This window comes from Pseudomonas sp. P110(2024) (genome assembly GCF_057480795.1).
This window is the reverse complement of the sequence record NZ_JBLIYT010000003.1, coordinates 332776-357657: the sequence shown is the minus strand read 5'-3', so window position 1 is coordinate 357657 and position 24882 is coordinate 332776. Positions and strand designations below refer to the sequence as shown.

Sequence of the window (24882 nt, the reverse complement as noted above, 5' to 3'; positions counted from 1 at the left end):
CAGCTTCCACGGAATCCTCGTACAACCTTAGCGCCTGATACCGGCGAACGGCACAAAAAAAACCCGCCGAGGCGGGTTTTTTTCTAAAGCATGTCACATTCTTCAGGCCAGTTCGGCGAAGCACTCTTCGATGATGGCCAGGCCTTTGTCCAGCAGCGCGTCTTCGGCGGTCAGCGGAACCAGAATCCGCAGGACGTTGCCGTAAGTGCCGCAGGACAGCAGGATCAGGCCTTTGTCGCGCGCCTTGGCGACCACCTGGGCAACAGCGGCGGCGTTCGGGGTGTGGGTGCCTTTCTCAAAGACTTCCACCGCGATCATCGAGCCAAGACCACGGATATCGCCGATGATCGGGTGCTTCTTCTGGATTTCACGCAGGCCGGCGGTCAGGCGCTCGCCGACAGCCTTGCTGCGATCCAGCAGTTTCTCTTCCTCGAACACTTCGATTACGGCCAGGGCCGCGGCGCAGGCGATCGGCGAGCCGGCATAGGTGCCGCCAAGGCCGCCCGGGGCGATGGCGTCCATGTACTCGGCCTTGCCGCACACACCGGCCAGCGGGAAGCCGCCGGCGATCGACTTGGCGAAGGTGGTCAGGTCAGGCGCGACGCCCATCTGCTCCATGGCGAAGAAGGTGCCGGTGCGGCCAGCGCCGGTCTGTACTTCGTCGGCGATCAGCAGGATGCCGTGCTGGTCGCACAGGGCGCGCAGGCGCTTCATCAGCTCTTTCGGCGCCGGCAGGAAACCGCCTTCGCCTTGTACCGGCTCGAGGATGATCGCGGCGATGTCGCGTGGCTCGGCGTCGTTCTTGAAGATGCGCTCGACCGAGGCAATGGCGTCATCGACGCTGATGCCGTGCAGTTCGCTCGGGAACAGGGCGCGGAAGATGCCGCCTGGCATCAGGCCCATGCCGGCGGAGTACGGCACGACCTTGCCGGTCAGGCCCAGGGTCATCATGGTGCGGCCGTGGTAGCCGCCGGTGAAGGCGATCACGCCGGCACGGCCGGTGGCGGCACGGGCGATCTTCACGGCGTTTTCAACGGCTTCGGAGCCGGTGGTGACCAGCAGGGTCTTCTTGTCGAAGTTGCCTGGGACCAGCTTGTTGATCTTCTCGCACAGCTCGACGTAGGGCTCGTAGGCCAGCACCTGGAAGCAGGTGTGGCTGACCTTGGTCAGCTGCTCTTGCACGGCCGCGACCACTTTCGGATGCAGGTGGCCGGTGTTCAACACCGCGATGCCGCCGGCGAAGTCGATCAGTTCGCGGCCTTCGACGTCGATCACTGTCGAGTTCTTCGCGGTATCGACGAAGATCGGGTGAATCTGGCCAACGCCACGTGGGACGGCGGCGACACGGCGTTGCATCAGGGATTCGTTGGTCTTGCTCATAGTGCCCTCAATTGCGCCGGTTCTGCGGCGCTTTTATTCGGGGGTGGCTGGATGCAGGCGTGCACAGTATTCGTTGATCGACTGCCACACATGCCCTGGCCACCAGGTACCGCTATGTCAAAAAGGCCAGCGAGACGTCGCTCTCGCGCCCCGCTGGCAGAGGTAAAAGCGTTTACCTGGCAATCAGACGCTGATGCACAGGTATTTGATCTCGAGGTAGTCCTCGATACCGTACTTGGAACCTTCACGGCCCAGGCCCGAAGCCTTGATGCCGCCGAACGGCGCCACTTCGTTGGAGATCAGGCCGGTGTTGATACCCACCATGCCGTATTCCAGGGCCTCGGCGACGCGGAACACGCGGCTCATGTCGCGGGCGTAGAAGTACGAGGCCAGGCCGAACTCGGTGTCGTTGGACATGGCGATGACTTCGGCCTCGTCCTTGAAGCGGAACAGCGGCGCCAGCGGGCCGAAGGTCTCTTCCTTGGCGACGGCAGCGGTCTTCGGCACGTCGACCAGAATGGTCGGCTCGAAGAAGTTGCCTTCGATGATCTTGCCGCCGGACAGTACCTTGGCGCCCTTGGCGACGGCGTCCTCGATGTGCTCCTGGACCTTGGCGACAGCCTTGCCGTCGATCAGCGGGCCAGTGGTGGTGCCTTCTTCCAGGCCGTTGCCGATCTTCAGCTTGGCCACGGCGGCTTTGAGCTTCTCGGCGAAGGCGTCGTAGACGCCGTCCTGCACGTAGATACGGTTGGCACAGACGCAGGTTTGGCCATTGTTACGGTACTTGGAGATGATCGCGCCCTCGACCGCCTTGTCCAGGTCGGCGTCGTCGAACACGATGAAAGGCGCGTTGCCGCCCAGTTCCAGGGAAACCTTCTTGATGTCCTTGGCGCACTCTTCCATCAGCTGGCGGCCGATCTCGGTCGAGCCGGTGAAGGACAGCTTGCGCACCAGCGAGTTGCCGGTCAGCTCGGAGCCAACCTCGCCGGCGCTGCCGGTGATCACGCTCAGCACGCCAGCCGGGATGCCGGCACGGGTGGCCAGCTCGACCAGGGCCAGGGCGGAGTACGGGGTCTGCGAAGCGGGCTTGAGCACCATGGTGCAACCGGCGGCCAGGGCCGGGCCGGCTTTGCGGGTGATCATCGCGGCCGGGAAGTTCCACGGAGTGATGGCGGCGGTGACACCGATCGGCTGCTTGATGACGATCAGGCGTTTGTCCGGCTGGTGGCCTGGGATGACGTCGCCGTACACGCGCTTGGCTTCCTCGGCGAACCACTCGATGAACGAGGCGGCATAGGCGATCTCGCCCTTGGCCTCGGCCAGTGGCTTGCCCTGCTCGGTGGTCATCAGGCGGGCCAGGTCGTCCTGGTGCTCGATCATCAGCTCGAACCAGCGACGCAGCTTGCCGGCACGCTCTTTGGCAGTCAGTGCGCGCCAGGCCGGCAGGGCCTTGTCGGCGGCCTCGATGGCGCGGCGGGTCTCGGCGGCGCCCATCTTCGGCACGGTACCGATCACCTCTCCGGTGGCCGGGTTGGTCACCTTGATGGTCTGACCGCTGTCCGCATCCAGCCATTCACCGTTGATGAAGGCTTGCTGGCGGAACAACTGAGCGTCTTTGAGCTGCATGTCGGCTTCCCTTTACTGCGAATTATTGATTGTTGAAAAGGCGCCCCGAGAAGGGGGCGGCCGTCACAAATTCGTGCACCAGGGTGTTCGACGCCTGGGTGCCGAGCGTTTGAAATCTCAAACGGAATGCTAAGCGGGGGTTGGGGTGTTGGACAATAGGCTGTTCGAAAAAAAGAACGAATGGTTGAACACCCCCCTGGCAAACGGCCCAATCGCGGGGCAAGCCCGCTCCCACAAGGAGCGCAGGGTTCCTGTGGGAGCGGGCTTGCCCCGCGATTGGGCCGTAAGGGGTTAGACCATCGGTCAGAAGGAAGGGTCAGAACGCCTTGTCGAGATCGATCACCAGCGCCCGGTAGCCCACGCTGCCCGGCTGGCGACTGTGCACTTTCAGCTCCACCACCACCTCCTGGGTGCCGCGACGCACTTCATTGAGCACGCTGGTCGTCAGCTTCTCCGGTGTCAGGAAACTCACCGAAGCCGAGTAGATGAACTGGGTATCGGTCTGCGCCTGGTACGCCACCACCGAGGTGATCGGGCTGTACCACTCGTCACCGCGCTCCTTGCCGTACTGCCATACCTGCTCGACCGTGCCCTTGGCCTCGTCGATGCGGTACTCCACCGCCCGGCTGTAGTTGCCAGTCAGCCTAGTCGGGCCGAAGTCGCGGCCCCAGCCGTTGTCGAACACAGTCAGCGTGCCGTGCCCGGTCAGCCAGGCGGTGTGCTGGGTCCAGGACCACTCGAAGCCCTCGCCCACCGGTTTGAGCACTTTGTCCTGCAAACGTGCCGGCCAACCTTGCGGCGCGGCGAGGATCCACTTCACCTGTTTGTCGCGGCCGATCTTCACCACGCCCTGGTGCCGTGCTGAAACGATGATGCTGTCGTCATCGGCGTCGTAGTCGATGGCATTGACATGGGCCCAGTTGCGCCCGGTACCGACACCGGGAACGTCGCCGAACGGCAGGTCGCCTTCAGCCAATTCGTTGGCCAGCCGCTCATCCTGTTTCTGCACACCGTCCGGCAGCTGGATCGCGGCCTTGCCCAGGGTTTCCAGCAGCTCGCCGCGGTACGGATCGAGGATCTGGTTCAGGTCCCAGAAATCCAGCACGTCGCCAGCCTCGTTGACCTCGATGATATGGTCGCGGATCGAGCGCACGCGCTTGCCGTCCGGGCGACGGTAGTCGCTGGTGCCGACCCGCAGCAGGTAGCTGCCGTTCACCGTCTCGCGGATCTCGTGGGAGAAGTCGGCGAACTTGTCCGGCAGGTTGCGCTGCCACACCTTGCGCCCCAGCAGGTCGTACTTGGAGTAGGTCTGGCCCTGGCCCCAGATCAGCTTGCCGTCGCGGGTCTGGTGGAAGCCCATGGTGCCGCCCAGGCCGTCGCGATGGTTGGAATCATGGATCTGCTCGATATCCAGGTACCAGCGCACGTCACCGTTGCTGTCGGCGATCCAGTTGTTGCCCACCGAGTCCCACTCGGCGGCGCCGCCCAGGCCGTTCCACTTGAAGGCGCGCCCACCCGGGATCTCGGCCAGCAGGTGATTGAACAGGTACAGGCGCTTTTCGAAACCGGGGGCGACCTTGACCGGCTCTACCTCGGGCAGCGCGGCAGTCTGCTTGGCCACCACCGGCAGGCGCACCGCCGGGGCGTAGATTTCGTAACGTTCGCGGATGCGTTCGCCATCAAGCTTGTAACTCACCTCGACCTGGTTGACGTGGTCGGGGTACAGGCCGAACACCGGGATGCCGCCGTAGGTCCACAGCGAGCGGTCGGACACGTCGTAGACGATATCGACACCGCGCTCGCCGCGGCCCAGCACCCGCACATGGGCGGCACTCAAGGTACGCCCGCCATCACGGATGATCGCGGTCAGCGGCGCCAGCCGGTACGGGTTGACCACCACGTCGCCGAGCAGGGCTTGGTCGCGGTCGGGCACCTTGGCGGTGAGGCAGGCGCCTTCGGGCAGGTCATGCGGTTGGGTCTTGGCATTCATGGCAAAGCTCCTTGTGCTCAGAAGTCGTAACGGGCGGTGGCGCCCACGGTGCGCGGGGTGCCCAGCACGCCGGCATAGCCGCCGTTGGCGGAGTTCCACAGGCTGGTGAAGTAGGTCTTGTCGCCGGCGTTCTTCACCCACAGCGACAGGTCGAGCACGCCGTCGCCCTGGTCCAGGCGCACGCCGGTGGACAGGTTGACGATGGCGTAGCTGGGGATCTGGCCGTAGTCGGAATCGTCGATGGTGCCGACGGCCTTGGAGCGGAACGCGTAGCTGGCGGTGACGTAGGGCTCGATGCGTTCGCTGAGCTGCCACTTGTACTGGCCGTTGAGGTTGGCGATGTACTTGGAGGCGCCGACCACCTGGTGGCCGGACAGGTCGCAGGTGGCGGCGGGGTTGGCCAGGCTTACCTCGGGCGGGCACGGCGCGTCCTTGTAGTCGGTGTAGCGCACGTCGTTCCATGAGCCGTTGAAGTTCAGCGTCAGACCTCGGATCGGCAGGGCCGTGGCTTCGAACTCCAGGCCGCGAGAACGCACGCTGCCGGCGTTGGACAGGTACTGCACACGGTTGGCTTCGTCGTAGACGTTGGCCTGGTAGCCGTGCACCTCAGTCCAGAACAGGTTGGTGTTCAGCTGCAGGCGGTTGTCGAACAGGGTGCTCTTGAGCCCGAGTTCGGCGTTGTTGGCCCGCTCGGTACCCACCAACAGCGAATCGGTGCCCAAGCGTGGGGCGGCACCGACAGTCAGGTTGACACCCCCGGACTTCTCGCCGTGGGACAGGCTGGCATAACCCAACAGGTCATCGGTGAATCGGTAGCTCAGGCTGAGCAGCCCGGAGGGGGCGAAGCTGTATTGGTTAAGGTCACCAGAGTCGTACGCGCCCACCCGGCCCTGGCGGGCGGCCGCGGCCGCACCGGTGACGGCCGCGCCGCCGGACGGCGCATCGCGGGTCACCCAGGCGCTTTTCTCCTCGTAGGTGCCGCGTACCCCGGCGGTGAAGTCCAGGCGCTCGGTCAGGTGCCAGGTGCCCTGGGCGAACAGGGCGTAGCTGTCGGTGTCGATGTGGCCATTGCCGATGGTGTTCACGTTGGCCAGGGCGCCGGCCGGGGTCAGGTTCCAGATATCGGCCTGCGGCCCGTAGTAAGTGAACGATTTATTGTCCAGGTCCTGCTTGAAGTAGTACGCGCCCAGTACGTAGTCGAAGAAGCCGCCGGTGGGTGAGGCCAGCCGAAGCTCCTGCGAGTACTGCTTGTCCCGCACCGAAACCCCGGCACTGTAGAACACCGGCACGTTGAGGCCGTCGTCGTTGCGCGGGGTGAAGTCCCACCAGCGGTAGGCGCTGATCGAGGTGAGGGTGAAGTCGTTGGGCAGGGTCCAGTTGGCCTCTACCGAAGTGCCGCCCTGGAACACCTTGACCATCTGGTCGGCATCGAAGTTGACCTTGCGGTCCTTGCCCGACACCAGGGTGGCGCCAGCCTGGGCGGCCAGGCTTTCGTAGCGGTTCACGCCATTGATGGTCGGGCCGGTGCTGTAGAGGCTGAGGATGCCGTTGTCGGAGTCTTCTTCGTTGTACTCGCCGATCCAGCGCAGGTTGAAGGTTTCGCTGGGCTTGAACAGCAACTGGGTACGAAAGCCCTGGCGCTTGCCGCCATTGAGGTCGTGGCCGTTGTAGATGTTCTTCACATAGCCGTCGTCCTCGGTGTGGTAGGCGCTGATGCGCCCGGCGAGGGTGTCGGTCAGGGGGCCGGAGAAGCTGCCCTGGGTCTGCCAGTAGCCATCCTCGCCCAACGACGACTGCACGCTGCCTTCCTGGTGGAAGGTCGGCTTGCGGGTGGTGATGTTGAGCACCCCGGCAGTGGTGTTCTTGCCGAACAGCGTGCCTTGCGGCCCGCGCAGCACCTCCAGCTGCTCGACATCGAGCAGGTCGAACACCGCCATGCCCGGGCGCCCCAGGTAGACGTTGTCCAGATACACGCCGACGCTGCCTTCCAGGCCATCACTGGCCGGGTTGTTGCCCAGGCCGCGAATGGAAATACTCGACTGGCGGGCGTGCACATAGGCGACGTTGGTGCTCGGCACCAGCTGTTGCAGATCCTGCACGCGATAGATGCGCTGGGTCTCCAGGGTTTCGCTGCCCAGCACGCTGATCGGCGTGGGCACGCTCTGGGCGGTCTCCTCACGGCGCCGGGCATTGACAGTGACGGTGCCGAGCTTGGCCTCCTGCTCGACAGCTGGCGCAGCCGAGCGCGGCTCTTCGGCGAAGCTGTTGCCGGCGGCGGCCAGCAGCACGCCAGCGGCCAAGGGTTGCAGGGCGAATACCGACGCGCGCGCCGGCCAACGGGAAAGTCGGGACATGCAGATGCTCCTTGGAGGCACAGGCCCTGGCGAGCATTTCCGTTGGCGGAACCGAATCGCGATCAGACGGGCTTTATTCTTTTAAGAGATATAAATATTTGTATTTCATATTTTGTGGAATAAGTGACTCCCTTTATAAGGTTCCCAACCCTTCCCAGCAATTGCATTCCACCGAAAGTTTCCATGTAGAAAATGCATATCGACCTGCGCCAGCTCCGCCACTTCATCGCCCTTGTCGAGCACCGCAGCTTTGTCGCCGCGGCGGCGGCGGTGAACCTCTCGCAATCGGCCTTCAGCCGCAGCATCCAGACGCTGGAACACAACGTCGGCTGCCGCCTGGTCGATCGCGCCAGCAAGGAACTGGCGCCGACCCGCCAGGGCCTGCTGGTGCTGGAGCATTCACGGCGGCTGGTGCACGGGGCGCACAACCTGGTCAACGAGATCAACCAGTTCAACGGCGCCACCACCGGCGTGGTGCGCTTCGGCTCGGGGCCGGCCCCCGCCGGCGGGCTGGTGCCAAGGGCGGTGGCGCGGTTCGTCGCCGAGTACCCAGCGGCCCGCACCTGCTTCCAGGTGGACAACTGGCAGGCGCTGAACCGGCGGCTGATCGCCGAGGAGATCGAGTTCTTCGTCGCCGACACCCGCCAGTTCGAGGCCGACCCGGACTACCAGGTGCACAAGCTCAGGCCACAGCGCTGGCACTTCTGCTGTCGCCGGGAACATCCATTGACCGAGCTGGCCGAAGTGCGGGCGCGGGACCTGTTCGATTACCCGCTGGCCACCACCTTTCGCCCGCCGAACATCCGCAAGATCCTCAGTGACTTGAGCGGGCGGCAGGACTTTCTGCCCAGCGTGGAATGCGAGCATGGTTATGCGCTGCTCAATGTCGTGCTGCATTCGGACACCATCGGTATCGCCTGCAGCGCGAACCTGCGGCCCTATGACGGCCTGGTGGCCCTCAAGCTGGTGGATCTGGCGCCGGAGCAGGAGGAGACGTTCTATACCCGCTATGGGGTGGTGAGCCGGGTGGGGTATGGGTTGTCGGCGCTGGCGCAGGGGTTGGTGAGGCAGTTGATTGCCTGTGATAGCGAGTTGTAGCCGTAAGGGGCTGCTGTGCAGCCCTTTGGGACTGCGCTGTCGCGCAGGGAACTGCCCTCCTGTGGGAGCGGCCTTGCGTCGCGAAAGGGCCGCAAAGCGGCCCCAACGATCTCAGCCCTTGCGCGTGGTCCGACTCAATTGCCCATCCACCCCCACCGGCACCTCGCCAGCCAGGGTAACCCGGCGCACGATGCGCGGTTGGGTGCCGTAGTCATCCACCGCATAGTGCTGCGTCGCGCGGTTGTCCCAGATCGCCACGTCCCCCGTCTGCCAGCGCCAGCGCACGGTGTTTTCCAGGCGTGTCACATGCCCCTGCAGCAGCGCGAACAGATGCTGCGAGTCCGCCAGCGAATAGCCCTTGATGCGCTTGACGAAGTGCCCTAGCTGCAACGCCCGCTCGCCACTGATCGGATGCACCCGCACCACCGGGTGCTCGGTCTCGTACACCGTCGAGGTGAACACCTTGCGATAGCGCTCAAGCTTCGCCGGATCGACATCCGGCTTCACGCTGGCATAGTCGTATTCGTTGCTGTGCACCGCCCACAGCTTGTCGGCCAGTTCGCGCAGCGGCTCGGGCAGCTCCTGATAGGCTGCGGCGGTGTTGGCCCACACCGTGTCGCCACCGGCAGCCGGGGCCACCACACTGCGCAGGATAGAGGCCTTGGGGTAGGCGTCTACGAAGGTCACGTCGGTGTGCCAGGAGTTGGCCCGCTGGCCTTCTGCGCCATCGAGCTGCAGCAGGTAGCTGGTGCCATCGACCACCGGCACCGTGGGATGGGCGATCGGCTCGCCGAGCAACTGGGCGAAGGCCTCCTGCCCCACGTCGTCCAGGTGCTCCTGGGCCCGGAAGAAGATCACCTTGTGGCGCACCAATGCCGCCTGGATGGCATCGATGGTGGCCGGATCGAGGTCGGCGGACAGCTTGATGCCACGGATCTCGGCGCCGATGCGCCCGGCAACGGGGTGGATGTCGAGTTCCAGGGTTTGCGGCGCGGTGGCCAGTGCGGCGTTGCTCATGGTCGTGCTCCTCACGGTTGTTGTCGGGTCAGCGGGCGGCCTGGACGGCCTGGTCCTGCCGCTGGGCGGCATCGATGAAACGGGGTTCGATCCAGTCGGCCACCTGGAAGCCACGGCGGATCAGGCGCTCCTTGACGGCCAGGTCCACGCCCTGTTGCAGCAGGCCGACGAAACCGGCATCCAGGCGTGGGTCGAAGTAGTCAGCGAGGTTCTCCTCGGCCAGGTCGTCGCGCAGGATCGCCTTTGGCCAGTTGGCGGTGTTCGCCACCAGGTCCACATAGGCCTCGCGGTTACGTTCGTCGCGCAGCCACTTCACCGCCTGCTCCTGGGCGTTGACCACCCGCTGTACCAGGTCGGGGTGCTGGCGGATGAACTCGCCGGTACCCAGCAGCACCGCCTGGGTGCTGCCGGCGCCTTTCAGGTCCCGGGAGTTGACCGGGAGCTCGACCAGCCCTCGCTCGCGCAGCGACAGCAGGCTGGACAGGCCCCAGGTGGCGTCGATCTGCTTGGCGGCCAGGGCGGCGTTGGCCGCGTTGAAATCGAGGTTGATGACTTTCAGCTCACGTTCGGACAGCCCCTGGCTGGCCAGGGCGCTGGCGAACGACAGCTGGTTGGCGGTGCCGCGGAACACCGCCACGCGCTTGCCCTTGAGGTCCTGCAGGCTGTGGATGCCCGAGCCCGGCACCACGCCGAGGTAGCTCTTCACCCCACGCACCCCGGCCGACAACACGCGGGTGTCGAGGCCGTTGGCCTTGCCGATGATCGCGGCCAGGTCGCCCAGGTAGGCGAAGTCCGCCTGGCCGTTGGCCAGGGCCTCGTTGACCACGGGGCCGGCGCCCTTGAAGAAGCGCCAGTCGATACGGATGCCGTCCTTGGCGAACTCTTTCTCCAGCAGTTGCTGGTCGCGCAGCACATCCACCACGCCGCCGGCGCTGGGCTTGCTGCCGGCGCTGAGGTCGGGCACGGCGATACGGATCACATCCGGCTGGGCGGCATGGGCTGCCACGGGCAGGGCGCTCAACAAGGCGGCGAGTAACGGGCTGAGCAGATGGCGGAAGGCGGTTTTCATGGCAAGGCTCCTTGGCAGGCTGCCACCGGCGATGGCCGGCGCTATGGGCCAGAAGCTAGGCAGGTCCGGTTAGAACCTACAAAGATCAAAACTTCATTTTTTAGTAACCAGAAGACATAAACGAGGCGCCATGCGGGACGCCGGGCGGCTTGCAGAGCACGCATGAAAAATATGAGGAAAACGCAATGCCTCGGGGGTTTCGCATGCAGCAGGCGCATGCTCTTATCTCCTGAATATCGCTTGTGAGAATTTTTAATTCCATAAACGAATAAACAAGGAATGGTTTGTTTGAGAGGTGCCTTGATGAGCGAAGTCTTGAGCGTAGGCCAGCGCCGTCGATGGAGGCCGCTACGTGGTCCTTTCGCGGCACAAGGCCGCTCCTACATACCGTGGGCCGTGCCGCTGGTGGTGGCGGCATTGTGGATTATCGCCAGCCGTGAACACTGGGTGAGCGAGCAGATCCTGCCTGCGCCGTCGCTGGTCTGGCAGAGCGCGCTGGAGTATGGCTCCGGTGAGCTCTGGGGCCACCTGTGGATAAGTCTGCAGCGCCTGGTCTGGGGACTGCTGGCGGGAATCGCCAGCGGCCTGCTGCTGGGTACCTGGCTGGGTGGATCGCGGCGAGCGCAGACCCTGGTGATGCCCACCTTCGTCGCCCTGGCACAGATCCCAACCCTGGCCTGGATCCCGCTGTTCATGCTGTTCTTCGGCATCGGCGAGCTGCTCAAGCTGGTGGTGCTGGTCAAGGCCGTGGTGGTGCCGGTCACGCTACATACCCTGGTCGGCGTGCGCGACGCCCAGCCCAAGCTGCGCGAGGCTGCCGCCGTCCTGCGCCTGCCCCCTCACCTGCTGTTCCTGCGCCTGCTGCTGCCCGCCGCGCTGCCGGCGTTTCTCGCCGGTGTGCGGCTGGCCCTGGCCACTGGCTGGACCTCGCTGCTGGCCGTGGAGCTGCTGGCGTCCAGCGAAGGCATCGGCTACCTGATGGTCTGGGGGCGGCAACTGTTCATGCTCGACCTGGTGTTCCTCTGCATCCTGGTGATCGGCCTGGTCGGCGCGCTGATGGATCGCGGCTTCACGCGCCTGGAGCGCGGCCTGTTGCACTGGCCGCAACCGGCCACGGGCGAACAGCTGCGCGGCCAGGTGCCACGCGGCTGGCAAAGCCTGCTGCTGCCTGCGGGGCTGTTGGTGCTGTGGCAGGCCGCCAACCGCCTTGGTTGGGTCGACGCCAACATCCTCACCTCGCCACTGGAGGTGCTGCGCAGCCTGTATGCGGGCCTGCTCGACGGCTCGTTGCCCGAGGCCCTGCGCTTGAGCCTGCAACGCACCCTGGCCGGGCTGCTGCTCGGCGGTGGCGCGGGGTTCGTGCTGGGCCTGCTGCTGGGCCTGTCAGCCAGCGCCGAGCGCCTGCTCGGCCCGAGCCTGTCGGCGCTGCGCCAAGTGGCGCTGTTCGCCTGGGTGCCGCTGCTGACCGCCTGGTTCGGCTTGGGTGAAGGCGCCAAGCTGGTGTTCGTCGCGCTGGCGGCGTTCTTCCCGTTGCTGATCGCCACCCAGCGCGGTATCGCCAGCCTCCCGCCACAGCTGGGCGAGGCGGCCCAGGCCCTGCGCCTTGACCTGCAGCACCGGCTGCGTCTGCTGGTGCTGCCTGGCGCCGCCCCGGCGATCTTCGCCGGGCTGCGCCTGGCGCTGATCTACGCCTGGCTCGGCACTATCGGTGCCGAGTACTTCATGCCCTCGGACGGCGGTATCGCCAGCCTGATGATCGGCGCCCAGCAATTGTTCCGCATGGACCAGGTGATGGCCGCCATGGTCCTGATCGGCCTGGTCGGCGCCCTGCTCGGCCACCTCGGCCAACGCCTCGAATCGCGCGCCACGCGCTGGAGATCCGCATGAACGCCTTCATCACCCCGGCCCTGCACGCGGCCAACCAACCCGACGCCACGCCGCCACTGGTCAGTTTCGAGGGGGTCGGCAAGACCTTCAGCGTCGATGGCCAGCCGTTCGAGGCGATCCGCAACTTCAACCTGTCGATCAACGAAGGCGAGTTCATCGCCATCGTCGGCTCCTCCGGCTGCGGCAAGTCCACCCTGCTGCGTCTGCTGGTGGGGCTGGACACCGACTACAGCGGCACGATCCGGGTCGACGGCCAGCCGGTCGACGGCATCGGCGGCGAACGCGGCATCGTATTCCAGGAGCATCGCCTGTTCCCATGGCTGACGGTGGCGCAGAACATCGGCCTGGGGCTGGTCAACGAGACACTCACCCAGGGCGAGCGCGCCCGGCGCGTACACGAGTACGTGCAACTGGTGGGCCTGGTCGGCTTCGAATCGGCCTATCCGCACCAGCTGTCCGGCGGCATGGCCCAGCGCGTGGCCATCGCCCGTGGCCTGGTGGCCAGCCCACGGATCCTGCTGCTGGACGAACCCTTCGGCGCCCTCGACGCCCTGACCCGCCAACAGCTGCAGGACGAACTGCTGGCGATTCGCGAACGCTCGGGGATCACCATCCTGCTGGTCACCCACGATGCCGAGGAGGCGACCTACCTGGCCGACCGGGTGGTGGTGCTGGAGCCGAGGCCGGGGCGGATCAAGGCGGTGGTGGAAATCGACCTGCCGCACCCGCGCCAGCGCACCGGCGTGGCATTGCATGGCTTGCGTGAAAAGGTCTTGCACCAGATCACCGGGGATGGCGGGTATCTGCGACCGGTGGTGCATAGGGTGGAAGGGTTGCGGCCGGAGTTGATTGCGCTCTAGGGATGGGTTGCCTGTACCGGCCATATCGCCGGGCAAGCCCGCTCCCACACAAGTGACTCCGTTGGAGCGGGCTTGCCCCCCGATCGATTTCAGCCCAGTTCGCGCAGGTAGTCCCAGGGATAAATCCCCCGCTCGTGCCCATCGCTGAACACCAACTGCACCCCATACCCCTGGACCTCGATCCGCGCCACCCGCACATTCTCGCCCACGAGCGAAATCGCACCCTTCAGCCGTGCTGCCCGGCACTGTGAGCATGGGCAGGCACCGCGCAGCCGAGCGTGGCTGATCACCTGCTCAGCCTCCCCCCACTGCACCAGCAGCTCACCGCGCTCGCGGCGGTTGCGCAAGGCGCTGGGCGCGTCCATCACACCACCTCCTGCAACTGCGCCAGGGCGATGCGCACCGCCTTGCGCACTTCCGGGTCGCTGTCAGCCTCGGCCGCCAGCAACGCCGGCAAAGCCCGGGCTTCACCCAGCTCGCCCAGCGCCAGTGCGGCTTCCTTGCGCAGGTTGGCGATGCCATGACCCAGCAATTGTGCCAGCCCATCCAACGCGGCCGCATGGCGCAGCCGGCCCAAGGCACGCGCCGCGCGCAAGCGGACCTGCCAGTAGCTGTCGCCCAGCGCCGCGATCAAGGCCTGGCCCGCTTCAGCCTGGCCGACCTTGCCCAGGGTGGTCGCCGCCTCTTCACGCACCTGCCAGGCCTCGTCGGCCAGGGCGCCGATCAGCGCCGGCAGCACACCGGCATCCCGGGCCAGGCCCAACGCGCCAATGGCGGCGCGGCGCACGTCGGTATCCGGCTCGTTGGCCGCCAGCTGCGCCAGCGCGGGCAAGGCCGGCGCATGCTTGAGCCAGCCGAGGATGCCAACCGCTTCGCGGCGCACACCGGCATCCACATCCGCCAACGCCTGCAACGCAGGCACAGCGGCGTCTTCCAGGCGCAGCTCGCGCAGGGCGCGCAGGGCGCTGGCGCGCACGAAGGCATCGGCATGGGTGGTCCACGGCAGGATCAGCTGCCCGGTCTCCTGGGTCTTGAGCTCGCTCAGGCTCTGGGCGGCCGCCAGGCGCACCGGCTCGGCGGGGTCGGCCAATGCGGCGCACAGGCCCTGCACCACTTCCGGCGCCTCCCAGGCTTCGAGCAGGCGCGCGGCTTCGGCGCGCACATCAGCATTGGCGTCGACCAACAGCGCATCGGTGAGCCAGGGCAGGCCGCCCGGGTCTTCCAGGTCGGCCAGTTCGATCAGGGCGATGCGTCGCACGCCGGCATCAAGGGCATTCAGGCGTGGCAGCATTTCGATGATGTCGGGGTTGTCCGTGATTCGTTCAGTCATAGCGCAATCCGCAGCGGAGGATGGTCGGTGTCGGGCAGGCCCAAGGGTGTCAGGCGCGGCAGTTCGCGGCCTTCTTCATGGCGCAGCAGGGCCAGGCAATGGCGTTTGAGGTGGATGAATGCAGGGCTGGTCAGCAGGCTCGCTCGCCGCGGGCGGGCGAAGTCCAGCCGCAGGTCTTCGATAAAGCGCCCAGGCCGGGAGCTCATCACCAGGAGGCGGTCGGCCAGGAACAGCGCCTCGTCGATGTCATGGGTAACGAACACCACCGTGGTGCGGATGCGCGCCCAGATATCCAGCAGCAGTTCCTGCATGCGCGCACGGGTCTGCGCATCGAGGGCGCCGAACGGTTCGTCCATCAGCAGCAGGCTCGGGCGGTTGATCAGCACCCGAGCGATCTCGGCGCGTTGCTGCATGCCGCCGGACAACTGGCTGGGCCAGCGTTGGGCGAAATCACCGAGGCCGACCAGTTGCAGCATCTCGGCGGCTTGATGCTGACGCTCGGGCTTACCCAGCCCCTGCATCTTCAAGCCGAACGCCACGTTGTCGAGCACGCGGAGCCAAGGCAGCAAAGTGTGATGCTGGAACACCATGCCGCGTTGCGGCGAAGGGCCGTCGACTGCTTGCCCGTCCACCAACAACTGGCCGCCGGCCGGCGTCAGGTGCCCGGCCAGTGCGCCGAGCAACGTGGACTTGCCGCAGCCGGACGGCCCGAGGATACACACGAACTCGCCCGGCGCGATGGCAAAGTCCAGCGCCTGCACCGCTTCGAACGTATCACGCCCATGGCCCAGGCGAATCGACAGCCCGCGGGCTTCGATACGCCCAGGCACCTGTTGATAACTGCTCATCACGCGCGTCTCCGTATCCAGGGCGTGGCCAGCGCGCCAAGGCGCTTGACCAGCGCGCTACTGCCCATGCCCAGCACGCCGATCAGCAGCATGCCGACGATGATGTCGGGGTAGTTCTGCAAGGTGTAGGACTCCCAGGTGTAGTAACCGATACCGAACTGCCCGGCGATCATCTCGGCAGTCACCAGGCAGAACCACGAGGTGCCCATGCCGATGGCCAGCCCCGTGACGATGCTCGGCAGCGCGCCCGGCAGCACCACTTCGCGCAGGATCGCCCTGCGCCCGGCGCCCAGGCTGCGCGCCGAGGCCACCAGGCGCGGATCGATCGCCTCGACGCCGTGCACGGTGTTGAGCAGGATCGGGAACAGCGCACCGGTGAAGGTGATGAACACCATCGACAGCTCCGAGGAGGGGAACATCAGGATCGCCAGCGGGATCCAGGCCACCGCCGGGATCGGCCGCAGCACTTCCAGCGGCGGCATCAGCGTGTCCTCCAGCCACTTCGAGCGGCCGATCAACAGGCCCAGGCTCACCCCCAGCAGCGCCGCCACGCCGTAGCCGGCGAACACCCGCGCCAGGCTGCTGCCCAGGTGCGCCAGCAGGGCGTTGGAGGTCAGCAGTTGCCAGGCGGCGTCGAGCACCGCGCCGGGTGTGGGCACGTAGGTGAAGGTGAGCAGCAGCAGGTCCAGCTTGTGGAGCGCGGCCAGCTGCCAGAACAGCAGGCAGGCCAGCAGCGAAGTCAGGCGCAGGGACCAGCGCGCAAGGTCACGGGTCATGGCGGCGGCTCCCGATCAGCGCTGGGCGAGCAGTTTCTGGTTGGCCTGAACGAAGTCCAGCGCCTCGCCACCATGAGCCTTGGCATACTGCTCGGCCTGGTCCTTGAGCAGGAAGGCCGCCAGCTGGCCCTGGCCGTTGCGCACGAACCAGGCCTGGTTGGCCAGCAGCTTGATGCCGCTGTCGGCGGACTGGGCGTAGATCGCGCGGATGTCCTTGCCCTCCTGCTCCAACTGGGCCAGGGCGGCGAGCGCGGCCTCTGGGGAGGCGTAGTGGCGCACCTTGTCCTCGCCGCGCACCCAGATCTGCGCCAGGCGGCTGAAGTCGGTGATGGCCTTGCCGGTCGCGGCATCAACGGCCTTGAGCGGCAGCGGGGCGTAGTTTTTCAGCGCTTTGTCGTAGTCCTGCCCGGCCTGATTGTAGGCGCTGCGGATGTATTGGTCGTCGATGAACTGCGCGGTGTCCAGGCCACGGTCGGTCTTCTTCAGCAGCTTGAGGGTGTCGATGGAGGTGGCCACGGCCTGGCGGTACTCGGGCTTCCAGGTGAGGTCGCGGGTCTGCAGGCCGAGCGGGCCGTGGAACAGGTAGCTGACCTCGGCCTCGATGCCGGTGACCTTTTCGATCAGCTCACTGTACTTCTCGGGCTCGGCGGCGAGCAGGCGGTCAGCTTCGAGGCTTGCACGCAGGTAGGCGGTGACTACTTCCGGGTACTTCTTCGCGTAGTCGGCGTCCACCAGCGCGCCATGAAAGGTCGGCGCGTTGGCCTGGGCGCCGTCGTAGATCTTGCGGGCGAAGCCGCGGTTGGGGAACAGCTCGGCGAAAGGCACGAAGTCGGCGTGGGCCTCGATGCGGTTGCTGCGCAGGGCGGAACCGGCGATCTCCGGGGCCTGGGCAATGATCTTGACGTCCTTCTGCGGGTCCCAGCCTTGGGCGGCGACCGCGCGCAGCAGCATGCCGTGGGCAGTGGAGGCGAAAGGCACGGAGATGGTCTTGCCCTTGAGCTCGGCCAGCGACTGCACGCTGGAGGCGGCCGGCACCACGATACCGTTGCCGCTGCCATGCACGCTGCCGGACAGCACGCTGATGAACAGGCTGCGCTTGCCGGCGTCGAGGTGGGCGACGCCGTTGAACGAGCCGGGGAAGTCGGCCATGGCGCCGAAGTCCAATTTGCCGGCGACCATCTCGTTGGTCAGCGGCGCGCCGCTGGTGAAGTTCTTCCACTCGACCTGGTACTGGGCGTTCTTGTACTTGCCATCATGGGGCAGGTATTTGTCGAGCAGGCCCAGCTCGCGGATCAACAGCCCGCCGGTGGCGCAGTTGATGGTGGTGTCCTGGGTGCCGATGGCGATACGGATGGTTTCGGCGCTGGCGCTCAGGCCGGTGATTGCCAGCGCAAGGCCGGCCACGGTTGCTACAAGGCGCATGGGTGTTTCCCCTCGAATCGTTTTGAGTATTGGAGTCGTCTCCGCCACCGGGCTGGGGTGGTGGGAAACGAGGGGCATTGCAGGTGGGCGTCCGGTGGTTCGGCCGGATGGCGGGGGTTCGGGTTCAGCGCAGCAGGTACGGGATCTCGACCTTCACGGCGCCGGTGGGGCAGTCTTTTTCACAGGGCATGCAGTACCAGCATTCGTCGAAGGCCATGTAAGCCTTCTGCGTGGCCGGGTTGATGGCCAGCAGGTCCATGGGGCAAACCTCGACGCAGACGGTGCAGCCTTTTTCGGCGATGCATTTGTCTTCGTCGATGGTTACCGGAGCGCTGCTGCGAAAAAAGATTTCCTGGGGTTGGTAGGCCATTTCACGGGGTCCTTGGGGCCTTTGGCCCTCGTTCTGTCATTGGCATTGCAATCACGGGGCAAGCCCGCTCCTACGATGACCCCGCGATCAGGCGGCATCGGCCTTTACACGCAGCCGGTCGTACGCCGTCTGTTCCTCGGCATCCAGCGGGATCAGGTACGGCTCCACCGCTTTCTTGAAACTGGTCATCTCACCGTCCTCGCCCTTCTTCAGATGGCAATGAACGAACCACTCGCCATCATTGCGCTCGGGGAAATCGACCCGGTGGTGGTACAGCCCCCAGCGGCTCTCCTTGCGAAAGAGTGAAGCGCGCGCGGCCATCTCGGCGCAGTCGCGGATTACCGAAACTTCCATGGCACGCATCAGCTCATGGGGGTTGTTGGCCTTCATCTGCTCAAGATCGCGTTCGATTTCGGCGAAGCGCGCCAGGCCGATTTCCATCTTCTTGGTCACCTTGGGCGGCTGCAGGTAGTCGTTGACCATGCGCCGCAGCTTGTATTCGACCTGGGCCGGCGGCAGGCCGTGCTCACGCTGCAAGGGTGCGAATACCCGCGCCTGCTCGCGTTCGACCTGCTGCATGTCGACCTCGGCGTACTCACGCCCGGCCACGTACTGCGCGGCATTCACCCCGGCAAACCAGCCATAGGTGAAAGCGCCGAGCATGTAGTTGTGCGGTACCGCGGCCATGTCGCCGGCGGCGTACAGGCCCTTGACGCTGGTCTCGGCCCTTTCGTTGACCCACACCCCCGAAGCCGAATGCCCGGAGCAGAAGCCGATTTCGGAGATGTGCATCTCGACCATGTGCTGGCGGTAGTCGGTGCCGCGCCCGGCGTGGAACTGGCCACGGCTGGGGCGCTCGTTGCTGTGCAGGATTTCCTCGATGTTCTGGATGGTTTCCTCGGCCAAGTGGTCGAGCTTGAGGAACACCGGGCCGTTGCCGCCTTCGAGTTCCTGGTGGAACTCCCACATCATCTGCCCGCTCCAGTAGTCACACTCGATGAAGCGCTCGCCCTTGCTGTTGGCGGTATAGCCGCCCAGAGGACCGGTGACGTAGGCGCAGGCCGGGCCGTTGTAGTCCTTTATCAGCGGGTTGATCTGGAAGCACTCCAGGTTGGCCAGCTCCGCTCCGGCATGGTAGGCCATGGCGTAGCCGTCGCCGGCATTGGTGGGGTTTTCGTAGGTGCCCATCAGGTAGCCCGACGAGGGCAGGCCCAGGCGCCCGGCGGCGCCGCAGGCGAGGACAACCGCCTTGGCGCGGATCACCCGGAACTCGCCCGAGCGGCAGTCAAAGCCCAGTACACCGGCGGCGGCGCCTTGGCCATCGAGTAGCACGCGGGTGCAGACCATGCGGTTGCTGATCTCCACCCGGGCGCGCTTGAGCTGGCGGTACAGCACCTTCTTGATGTCGTGGCCCTCGGGCATGGGCAGCACATAAGCGCCCATGTGGTGGACCTTCTTCACCGCGTAGTCGCCGGTTTCGTCCTTCTCGAACTTCACGCCCCAGCGGTCGAGCTGCTCGATAGTCTCGAAGCTCTTGGTGGCATAGGCATGCACCGCGGCCTGGTTGACTATGCCGTCATTGGCGACAGTGATTTCCTTGGTGTACTGCTCGGGCGTGGAATGCCCAGGGATGATGGCGTTGTTCAGGCCGTCCATGCCCATGCTGATGGCGCCGCTGCGCTTGACGTGGGCCTTGTCCAGCAACAGCACGCGCAGGCTCTTGTCCTGCTCCTTGGCCTTGATCGCGGCCATGGGCCCGGCGGTGCCGCCGCCGATGACGACGATGTCGTAGTCCTGGGTCTGGATGCTCATGCCTTGCCCCCCTTCTGGCGGTCGATACGCAGGCGGTACTGGAATGCGTCGCCACGGTAATAGAGGTGTTCGAAGTCCAGCGGTGCGCCGTCAGCGGTGTGGGTGAGGCGCTCGATACGCATGATCGGCGAGCCTTCTTCCACCTCCAGCGCCAGGGTCAGGTCGCTGTCGGCGAGCACCGCGTCGATGGCCAGGTCGGCATGGCCGAGGGCAAGGCCGCAGTCGTTCTCCAGCAGCAGGAAGATGTCACGGGTGACCAGGTCGGCCTTCTCCAGCTTCTCGCCGACGTTGTGCGGCAGCCAGGTGATTTCCAGCGACACCGGCTCGCGGTTGATCAGTCGCACCCGACGGATCTCGGTGACCAGGCTGCCCTCCTCGACCTGCAGCCTCTGCGCCACCAGCGCATTGGCCGGTACATGGCGGAAACTGCGCAGGCGATTGAGCACCTCGTAGCCCATCTGCGTCATCGACTCGGCCAGACCCTGCAGGGTGCTGACGTTCTGGAACGCCTTGGGCTTGGCGACGAAGGTGCCCTTGCCATGGATCTTGAAGATCAGACCTTCCTTCTGCAGGTCGCCCAGGGCCTGGCGCACGGTGATGCGGCTGACGTCGAAGGCCTTGCCCAGCTCGCTTTCCGAGGGCATGCGACTGTGCGGTGGGTAGCTGCCATCGAGGATGCGCTCGCGCAGCAGTTCCTTGAGCTGGGTATAGAGCGGTACGGGAGAAAGCGGGAGCAATTCGGCCATGGTCTTCTCTGTCGGCTGACTTGTTATAACAAGTTGTGACCAGAAGATAGCCGGTATAAGCCTGCCCTGGAAAATACCAATATCGAATATGGTTAGAGCGCTGTGAAGGACAAGCCCGCTGCCACGGGCCCGCGATCGCACAGCCAGGGAAAACACTCCTATATCAAGGCGATGGACGCCACCAACACAGATGGGTATCATGCGCCCCGTTGCACTCGTAGCTCAGCTGGATAGAGTACTGCCCTCCGAAGGCAGGGGTCGTGGGTTCGAATCCCGCCGAGTGCGCCATGAATTTCACGCTGTCAGCGGCACGCCTGTATCACTGACAGCGCCCAGAAAGCCCCGCCCGGTTCACACCGGCGGGGCTTTTTTGTGCCTGTTGATTTGCGACTGAGCGCACATTGCCACCTCTCCCCCGCGAGCGGTCATTAGTGTTAGCGTGGGCATCTTCCGTTTGCGTAAACGGTCACCCTCCACCCCTGCAAAGGAATGCGCACCCCCATGCCATATACCAAGCTATCCGCCGCATCGCTCCTGCTGGCCAGCGTGGCCATGTTCTCGATCCCGGCCCAGGCCAACCTCTCCCAGCAGCAGTCCGCCGCCATCATCAAGGCCTACGACGGCAGCGACCCGGCCGACTTCAAGCAGTTCCTCGGCAAGCTGGCCGGCAGCGACCTGGCCAAGGCCGACAAGCTGGACGACACCCTCAAGCTGTACCTGGCCGGCAAGCCGTTGAGCGCCGAACAGCAGGACGAGATCAGCCGCTTGCTGGGCCTGTACACCCGCATCAAGTACGGCAAGGCCGCCAAGGAAACCCTGCGCGAGCTGGTGGAGATCCCGACCGTTCGCAAGGACGGTGTACCGCAGCACGAGAATCCTGAGTTCATCAAGATCGCCGACAAGATCAAGGCCCTGGCCGAGGGCTTCGGCCTGACGTTCCGCAACATCGACAACCGCGTCTACGAGATCACCCTCGGTGAAGGCAAGGAAGTGATCGGCATCCACGCCCACGCCGACGTGGTACCGGTCACTCCGGACAACTGGAAGCTCAAGGACGGCACCAAGCTCGACCCGTTCAAGGTCACCCTGGTGGGCGACCGCATGTACGGCCGCGGCACCGAGGACGACAAGAACGGCATCGTCGTCGCGCTGTACGCGCTGAGGGTGGCCAAGGACGAGAAGCTGCCGCTGGCGCGCCAGTTCAAGCTGCTGGTGGACACCACCGAGGAAACCACCGGAGACGCCATCCCTTATTACTTCGAACGCAACGCCACCCCCGACTACAACCTGGCGCTGGACGGCGGCTACCCGGTGGTAATCGCCGAGAAAGGCTATGGCACCGTCATGGCCACCTTCGCCAAGCGTGCCGGTGACGGCAAAGGCGCCGAGGTGATCAACCTCACCGGCGGCCTGGCCACCAACCAGATCCCCGGCAGCTCGGTGGCGACATTGACCGGCGACAAGCCGGCCGACCTGGCCAAGGCGCTGAACAAGGCCGGCGCGGCCTACGTCAAACGCCATGGCGGCGACTTCAGCATCGACGCCAAGGTCGACGGCAAGCAGGTGCTGCTCACCGTGACCGGCGTGTCGGCGCACTCCTCCGAGCCCGAGTCCGGGGTCAACCCAGTGGCGCGCATGCTCGACTTCCTCAACGGCCTGGGCAAGGACGTGCCGCTCAAGCACAACCACATCACCGACGCCGCTCGCTACGCCGCCGACAACTGGGGCCTGGACTACCTGGGCAACAAGCTCGGCGTCGGTTTCAAGGACGACTTCATGGGCCCGCTGACCACCTCGTTGACCTTCGTCGGCCTGGATGACAAGGCGCTGAAGTTGGCCGTCAACCTGCGCATTCCCAAAGGCAAGTCGCTCGACACCCTCAAGGGCGAGATCGCCGGCAAGCTCGATGCGTGGAAGGCCAAGAGCAAGACCCCGGTGGCGTTCGACTACACCCTCGATCAGCCGATGTACCGCAACCCCGAGGGCGAATGGGTCAAGGCCCTGCTGGCCGTGGCCAGCGAGAACCTGGGCATGAAGCACGAGTACGGCACCTCCGCTGGCGCCACCTCGGTGCACGACCTGCCCAACGGCGTGCAGTTCGGCCTGGCCATGCCGGACGTCAAGTACACCGGGCACAACGACAACGAGTTCAAGACCGTGGAGCAGTTCATGCTCGACCTGCAGGTCGTCAGCGAGATGGTGGCGCGGATCGGGCAGATGCCGAAGCTCTGATGACCCACTCGGGGCCGCGTTGCGGCCCCTTGCCGCGATGACGTTTTTCAATCACCTCGATGCCGTTTCCTGCATTGCCGTGCAGAGCGCCGTGCCGGATGCTTTATTTACTCCGACACGTCGCATTTGCACCCACAGAGGCCCGTATGAAGAACGTCGAACAAATCCTCAAAGCCAAGTCCCAGCACCACACCGTCTACACCATCAACCCTGACGACTCGGTGTTGGATGCCTTGAAGTTGCTGGCGGAGAAGAACGTCGGCGCCCTGCCGGTGATGGAGCATGGCCAGGTAGTGGGAATCGTCAGCGAACGCGACTACGCCCGCAAGCTGGTGCTCAAGGGTCGCTCCTCGGCGGCCACGCCGGTACGCGACATCATGAGTTCTCCGGTGGTCACGGTTGAACCCAAGCAGAATCTCGAGTACTGCATGAACCTGATGACCAACCGCCACCTGCGCCACCTGCCGGTGGTGCATGAGGGCAAGCTGCTCGGGCTGCTGTCGATCGGCGACCTGGTGAAGGAAACCATCGCCGAACAGGCCAACCTGATCCTGCAACTGGAGCAGTACATCCGCGGTGAATGACCCTGCTCAGTGATAGGCGCGCTCCAGCTCGTCCAGCTGATGGTCGAAGCTGCGCAGGCGCGCCGACCAGGTGTACACCAGCACTTCCAGATCCCTGTTGAGCACGGCGGTGTTGCCGCCGTCACGGGCCGGCGCGTCGCACAGGTCCAGCTGGTAGCGCTCGCGGGCCATGGCCGTGGCCACGCTGGACAGGTCGCGGGCATTGGCCAGCCAGTGATGGTGGTGGTCGTGCACTTCCCGGTCGAGTTCCCGGCACTGGCGCTTGAGGGCGTCCAGGCTCTGCTCCAGCGGCGTGCCCTTGAGCTCGCCCATCACCTCCTCGAAGGTGCGTCCGGAGTGCCAGTAGCTGCCCCAGAAATAGCGGTCGAACACCGTCTCGACCCGGCGCAGGGCGACCTTGGTGTTCCAGATGGTCAGCAACGTTCGTCCCTGGGCGACTTCGCGCCTGTTCAGGTGCAGCTGCTGCCAGGCGATCCACGCCAGCCCGCACAACGCCACCGCCGCGGTCACGGCGGCGGCGGCATAGAGAAACTGCACGGCCTGGTTCATCGTATGGGTGTGCCGGATACCGTAGAAGTAGCCGGCGGTCAGGGTGCCCAGGATCGTCACGGTGCACCAGAAACCTGGTGCGTAGGGATCTTTCATTGCGCCATCCCCTCTTGTTTTCCCTGAGCATAGCAACGCCCCGATCACCCATCAGGTGCCGCTCGGCGCTTTATTGGCGGGGACGGCGCAGCGCCTCGTTGAGTTGGTCGAACAGCTCCGCCCAATCGGCATCTTCAAGGATGCTGTCCCTGAGGAACGAGCGCTGGGACTCGTTCCAGAACGGCGCATCCACCAGCTTCACATCCCCCTTGAGCGGCGAATGACTGGTGATGAACTGGTCGATGCCCAGCGCATCGTCCGGCAGGCCCAGTTGCTTGAACAGTTCGGAAAACTTGTGGATCGGCGCTTCCATGATTCACTCCTATGGCCGGGCCGGTCGTCCACGACGCCAGCCCGGCGTGGGTTGCGAGCATCAGCTCAGTTCGCGCACTTCGGCGTGCGGCACCAGTTTCAAGTATTGCTCCATGCTCATGTGGATAAGGTGATCGTGGTCACCTGCCTCGAGGTAGACATCACCTTGGCGGGTAAGGGTCCGGTCGAGCAGCATGGGAATGTTGTAGGCATCGCCCAGGGCCGGGATGGCGCCGCGTTCGCAATCGCCGAACAGGCTCGGCAGGTTGCTTTCGCGGGTCAGCTGCCAGGCGCCGGTCATGCGCACTTCGGTCATGTCCAGATGCCGGTTGGCCGGCAGCACGGCCATGATGTAGTTGCCATGGCGGTCATCGAGCATCACCGACTTGGCGACCCGCTCGGCGGGTACGCCGGCCGTGCGCGCCGACTCCAGGCTGGTGGCCGAATGGGGATGGGGAATGATGTCGTAGTCGCAGTTGGCCTGGTCCAGGCGCTGCTGAAGGGTCTTGGCCATACGCATGATG

General features: G+C 65.2%; 22 protein-coding genes and 1 tRNA gene. 6 read left to right on the top strand and 17 right to left on the bottom strand.

Features of this window, described 5'->3' with window-relative positions; translation table 11 throughout:
- Positions 1 to 102: 102 nt before the first annotated feature.
- The 4 genes from gabT to AC25ND_RS06785 all read right to left on the bottom strand — a co-directional run bounded on the left by gabT (position 103) and on the right by AC25ND_RS06785 (position 7350).
- Entirely contained in the window at positions 103 to 1380 is a 1278-nt protein-coding gene (gene gabT, locus AC25ND_RS06800) for a 4-aminobutyrate--2-oxoglutarate transaminase (RefSeq protein ID WP_028688579.1), read from the bottom strand.
- A gap of 183 nt (positions 1381 to 1563) precedes the next feature.
- Positions 1564 to 3006, bottom strand: coding sequence for an NADP-dependent succinate-semialdehyde dehydrogenase (gene gabD / locus AC25ND_RS06795; RefSeq protein ID WP_028688580.1), 1443 nt, complete (start codon positions 3004 to 3006; stop codon positions 1564 to 1566).
- 316 nt (positions 3007 to 3322) lie between these two features.
- Entirely contained in the window at positions 3323 to 4996 is a 1674-nt protein-coding gene (locus tag AC25ND_RS06790; protein ID WP_069015916.1) for an aryl-sulfate sulfotransferase, read from the bottom strand.
- A gap of 17 nt (positions 4997 to 5013) precedes the next feature.
- Positions 5014 to 7350, bottom strand: a complete 2337-nt coding sequence (locus AC25ND_RS06785) for a TonB-dependent receptor (protein ID WP_486976185.1) — start codon at positions 7348 to 7350, stop codon at positions 5014 to 5016.
- Between the two features lie 192 nt (positions 7351 to 7542).
- Between AC25ND_RS06785 and AC25ND_RS06780 the strand changes: the two genes are divergently transcribed.
- Positions 7543 to 8448: a LysR family transcriptional regulator gene (locus tag AC25ND_RS06780; protein WP_241411336.1), complete on the top strand. Its 906-nt coding sequence runs from the start codon at positions 7543 to 7545 to the stop codon at positions 8446 to 8448.
- Between the two features lie 111 nt (positions 8449 to 8559).
- On the opposite strand, the gene AC25ND_RS06775 is transcribed toward AC25ND_RS06780, so the two are convergent.
- Both AC25ND_RS06775 and AC25ND_RS06770 read right to left on the bottom strand, forming a co-directional pair.
- Positions 8560 to 9465: a TauD/TfdA dioxygenase family protein gene (locus tag AC25ND_RS06775; RefSeq protein ID WP_486976184.1), complete on the bottom strand. Its 906-nt coding sequence runs from the start codon at positions 9463 to 9465 to the stop codon at positions 8560 to 8562.
- 28 nt (positions 9466 to 9493) lie between these two features.
- Positions 9494 to 10534 carry an ABC transporter substrate-binding protein gene (locus AC25ND_RS06770; protein WP_028688585.1) on the bottom strand — a complete coding sequence of 347 codons (1041 nt, stop codon included), beginning with the start codon at positions 10532 to 10534 and terminating at the stop codon, positions 9494 to 9496.
- Positions 10535 to 10837: 303 nt separating this feature from the next.
- On the opposite strand from AC25ND_RS06770, the gene AC25ND_RS06765 reads away from it, so the two are divergent.
- Together AC25ND_RS06765 and AC25ND_RS06760 are read left to right on the top strand one after the other, a co-directional pair.
- Positions 10838 to 12421 (top strand): ABC transporter permease, encoded by a 1584-nt coding sequence (locus tag AC25ND_RS06765; protein WP_486976183.1) that lies wholly within the window; start codon positions 10838 to 10840, stop codon positions 12419 to 12421.
- The gene (locus AC25ND_RS06760; protein WP_486976182.1) at positions 12418 to 13281 is read left to right on the top strand and encodes an ABC transporter ATP-binding protein; all 864 of its coding nucleotides are present in this window, start codon (positions 12418 to 12420) and stop codon (positions 13279 to 13281) included. Before AC25ND_RS06765 ends, AC25ND_RS06760 begins: the two co-directional genes overlap by 4 nt.
- 89 nt (positions 13282 to 13370) lie before the next feature.
- Here the strand turns inward: AC25ND_RS06760 and AC25ND_RS06755 are convergent, their stop codons facing one another.
- The 8 genes from AC25ND_RS06755 to AC25ND_RS06720 all read right to left on the bottom strand — a co-directional run bounded on the left by AC25ND_RS06755 (position 13371) and on the right by AC25ND_RS06720 (position 20585).
- Positions 13371 to 13646, bottom strand: a complete 276-nt coding sequence (locus tag AC25ND_RS06755) for a DUF971 domain-containing protein (RefSeq protein WP_207851127.1) — start codon at positions 13644 to 13646, stop codon at positions 13371 to 13373.
- Positions 13646 to 14611, bottom strand: a complete 966-nt coding sequence (locus tag AC25ND_RS06750) for a HEAT repeat domain-containing protein (protein ID WP_207851126.1) — start codon at positions 14609 to 14611, stop codon at positions 13646 to 13648. Before AC25ND_RS06750 ends, AC25ND_RS06755 begins: the two co-directional genes overlap by 1 nt.
- Complete coding sequence (locus AC25ND_RS06745) at positions 14608 to 15459, bottom strand: ABC transporter ATP-binding protein (RefSeq protein WP_207851125.1); 852 nt, start codon at positions 15457 to 15459, stop codon at positions 14608 to 14610. Before AC25ND_RS06745 ends, AC25ND_RS06750 begins: the two co-directional genes overlap by 4 nt.
- Positions 15459 to 16235: an ABC transporter permease gene (locus AC25ND_RS06740; protein ID WP_349738559.1), complete on the bottom strand. Its 777-nt coding sequence runs from the start codon at positions 16233 to 16235 to the stop codon at positions 15459 to 15461. The genes AC25ND_RS06745 and AC25ND_RS06740 overlap by 1 nt, the downstream gene beginning before the upstream one ends.
- 15 nt (positions 16236 to 16250) lie before the next feature.
- Complete coding sequence (locus AC25ND_RS06735) at positions 16251 to 17657, bottom strand: ABC transporter substrate-binding protein (protein WP_486976181.1); 1407 nt, start codon at positions 17655 to 17657, stop codon at positions 16251 to 16253.
- A gap of 124 nt (positions 17658 to 17781) precedes the next feature.
- Positions 17782 to 18027, bottom strand: coding sequence for a 4Fe-4S dicluster domain-containing protein (locus tag AC25ND_RS06730; RefSeq protein WP_096048974.1), 246 nt, complete (start codon positions 18025 to 18027; stop codon positions 17782 to 17784).
- Between the two features lie 87 nt (positions 18028 to 18114).
- The gene (locus tag AC25ND_RS06725; protein WP_349738557.1) at positions 18115 to 19839 is read right to left on the bottom strand and encodes a fumarate reductase/succinate dehydrogenase flavoprotein subunit; all 1725 of its coding nucleotides are present in this window, start codon (positions 19837 to 19839) and stop codon (positions 18115 to 18117) included.
- Positions 19836 to 20585: a GntR family transcriptional regulator gene (locus tag AC25ND_RS06720; protein ID WP_096048976.1), complete on the bottom strand. Its 750-nt coding sequence runs from the start codon at positions 20583 to 20585 to the stop codon at positions 19836 to 19838. The genes AC25ND_RS06725 and AC25ND_RS06720 overlap by 4 nt, the downstream gene beginning before the upstream one ends.
- Positions 20586 to 20796: 211 nt before the next feature.
- Here AC25ND_RS06720 and AC25ND_RS06715 point away from each other — a divergent pair.
- The 3 genes from AC25ND_RS06715 (at position 20797) to AC25ND_RS06705 (ending at position 23401) form a co-directional block, all read left to right on the top strand.
- Positions 20797 to 20873 (top strand) — tRNA-Arg (locus AC25ND_RS06715).
- Between the two features lie 213 nt (positions 20874 to 21086).
- A complete protein-coding gene (locus AC25ND_RS06710; RefSeq protein ID WP_486976180.1) occupies positions 21087 to 22817 on the top strand; it encodes a dipeptidase in 1731 nt (576 codons plus the stop codon).
- A gap of 146 nt (positions 22818 to 22963) precedes the next feature.
- Positions 22964 to 23401: a CBS domain-containing protein gene (locus AC25ND_RS06705; RefSeq protein ID WP_028688590.1), complete on the top strand. Its 438-nt coding sequence runs from the start codon at positions 22964 to 22966 to the stop codon at positions 23399 to 23401.
- Positions 23402 to 23407: 6 nt separating this feature from the next.
- Here AC25ND_RS06705 and AC25ND_RS06700 read toward each other — a convergent pair whose 3' ends face one another.
- From AC25ND_RS06700 to AC25ND_RS06690, 3 genes are all read right to left on the bottom strand, one after another.
- Positions 23408 to 24046 carry a hypothetical protein gene (locus AC25ND_RS06700; protein ID WP_028688591.1) on the bottom strand — a complete coding sequence of 213 codons (639 nt, stop codon included), beginning with the start codon at positions 24044 to 24046 and terminating at the stop codon, positions 23408 to 23410.
- Between the two features lie 70 nt (positions 24047 to 24116).
- On the bottom strand, positions 24117 to 24359 hold the full coding sequence (locus tag AC25ND_RS06695) for a DUF2789 domain-containing protein (RefSeq protein WP_028688592.1): 243 nt from the start codon (positions 24357 to 24359) through the stop codon (positions 24117 to 24119).
- 60 nt (positions 24360 to 24419) lie between these two features.
- Positions 24420 to 24878, bottom strand: a complete 459-nt coding sequence (locus AC25ND_RS06690) for an aminoacyl-tRNA deacylase (RefSeq protein ID WP_028688593.1) — start codon at positions 24876 to 24878, stop codon at positions 24420 to 24422.
- Positions 24879 to 24882: the final 4 nt, after the last annotated feature.